General features: G+C 56.6%; 1 rRNA gene. It reads left to right on the forward strand.

The annotated features are described in order from the left end of the window. Positions 1–2,474: ribosomal RNA gene (locus ACH4FX_RS43150) — 23S ribosomal RNA — on the forward strand; the annotation flags it as partial. Between the last annotated feature and the right edge of the window lie 21 nt (positions 2,475–2,495).

Genomic DNA, 2,495 nt, shown 5'->3' on the forward strand with positions numbered 1-2,495 from the left:
GTCGTGACTGCGTGCCTTTTGAAGAATGAGCCTGCGAGTTTGCGGTATGTTGCGAGGTTAACCCGTGTGGGGAAGCCGTAGCGAAAGCGAGTCCGAAGAGGGCGTTGAGTAGCGTGCCCAAGACCCGAAGCGGAGTGATCTAGCCATGGGCAGGTTGAAGCGGAGGTAAGACTTCGTGGAGGACCGAACCCACCAGGGTTGAAAACCTGGGGGATGACCTGTGGTTAGGGGTGAAAGGCCAATCAAACTCCGTGATAGCTGGTTCTCCCCGAAATGCATTTAGGTGCAGCGTCGTGTGTTTCTTGCCGGAGGTAGAGCACTGGATAGGCGATGGGCCCTACCGGGTTACTGACCTTAGCCAAACTCCGAATGCCGGTAAGTGAGAGCGCGGCAGTGAGACTGTGGGGGATAAGCTCCATGGTCGAGAGGGAAACAGCCCAGAGCATCGACTAAGGCCCCTAAGCGTGTGCTAAGTGGGAAAGGATGTGGAGTCGCAGAGACAACCAGGAGGTTGGCTTAGAAGCAGCCATCCTTGAAAGAGTGCGTAATAGCTCACTGGTCAAGTGATTCCGCGCCGACAATGTAGCGGGGCTCAAGCACACCGCCGAAGTCGTGTCATTGCGATATGTACCCCCAACGGGGATCGTGATGGGTAGGGGAGCGTCGTGTGCCGGGTGAAGCAGCGCCGGAAGGTAGTTGTGGACGGTTCACGAGTGAGAATGCAGGCATGAGTAGCGATACACACGTGGGAAACGTGTGCGCCGATTGACTAAGGGTTCCTGGGTCAAGCTGATCTGCCCAGGGTAAGTCGGGACCTAAGGCGAGGCCGACAGGCGTAGTCGATGGACAACCGGTTGATATTCCGGTACCCGCTTTGAAGCGCCAAACATCGAATCCTCTGATGCTAAGGCCGTGAAGCCGCCCTGAGCTCTTCGGAGTGTAGGGGAGTGGTGGAGCCGCTGATCCAAGGTGGTAGTAGGTGAGTGATGGGGTGACGCAGGAAGGTAGTCCAGCCCGGGCGGTGGTTGTCCCGGGGTAAGGGTGTAGCCCGTCATCCAGGCAAATCCGGATGGCACATGAGGGTGAGACCTGATGCCGAGCCGATTGTGGTGAAGTGGATGATCCTATGCTGTCGAGAAAAGCCTCTAGCGAGTTTCATGGCGGCCCGTACCCTAAACCGACTCAGGTGGTCAGGTAGAGAATACCGAGGCGTTCGGGTGAACTATGGTTAAGGAACTCGGCAAAATGCCCCCGTAACTTCGGGAGAAGGGGGGCCATTGCTGGTGATGGGACGTGCTCCCTGAGCTGGTGGTGGCCGCAGAGACCAGCGAGAAGCGACTGTTTACTAAAAACACAGGTCCGTGCGAAGCCGTAAGGCGATGTATACGGACTGACGCCTGCCCGGTGCTGGAACGTTAAGGGGACCGGTTAGTCATTCTTCGGGGTGGCGAAGCTGAGAACTTAAGCGCCAGTAAACGGCGGTGGTAACTATAACCATCCTAAGGTAGCGAAATTCCTTGTCGGGTAAGTTCCGACCTGCACGAATGGCGTAACGACTTCTCGACTGTCTCAACCATAGGCCCGGTGAAATTGCACTACGAGTAAAGATGCTCGTTTCGCGCAGCAGGACGGAAAGACCCCGGGACCTTTACTATAGCTTGATATTGGTGTTTGGTTCGGCTTGTGTAGGATAGGTGGGAGACTGTGAAGCCGTGACGCCAGTCATGGTGGAGTCGTTGTTGAAATACCACTCTGGTCGTGCTGGATGTCTAACCTGGGTCCGTGATCCGGATCAGGGACAGTGTCTGGTGGGTAGTTTAACTGGGGCGGTTGCCTCCTAAAGGGTAACGGAGGCGCCCAAAGGTTCCCTCAGCCTGGTTGGCAATCAGGTGTTGAGTGTAAGTGCACAAGGGAGCTTGACTGTGAGACTGACGGGTCGAGCAGGTACGAAAGTAGGGACTAGTGATCCGGCGGTGGCTTGTGGAAGCGCCGTCGCTCAACGGATAAAAGGTACCCCGGGGATAACAGGCTGATCTTCCCCAAGAGTCCATATCGACGGGATGGTTTGGCACCTCGATGTCGGCTCGTCGCATCCTGGGGCTGGAGTCGGTCCCAAGGGTTGGGCTGTTCGCCCATTAAAGCGGTACGCGAGCTGGGTTTAGAACGTCGTGAGACAGTTCGGTCCCTATCCGCTGTGCGCGTAGGAGTCTTGAGAAGGGCTGTCCCTAGTACGAGAGGACCGGGACGGACGAACCTCTGGTGTGCCAGTTGTTCTGCCAAGGGCATGGCTGGTTGGCTACGTTCGGAAAGGATAACCGCTGAAAGCATCTAAGCGGGAAGCCTGCTTCGAGATGAGGGCTCCCTCCCACTTGATGGGGTAAGGCTCCCAGTAGACGACTGGGTTGATAGGCCAGATATGGAAGACCGGTAACGGTTGGAGTTGACTGGTACTAATAGGCCGAGGGCTTGTCCTCAGTTGCTCGCGTCCACTGTGT

The sequence above is a fragment of the Streptomyces sp. NPDC018019 genome (assembly GCF_044327805.1).
Taxonomy (GTDB): domain Bacteria; phylum Actinomycetota; class Actinomycetes; order Streptomycetales; family Streptomycetaceae; genus Streptomyces.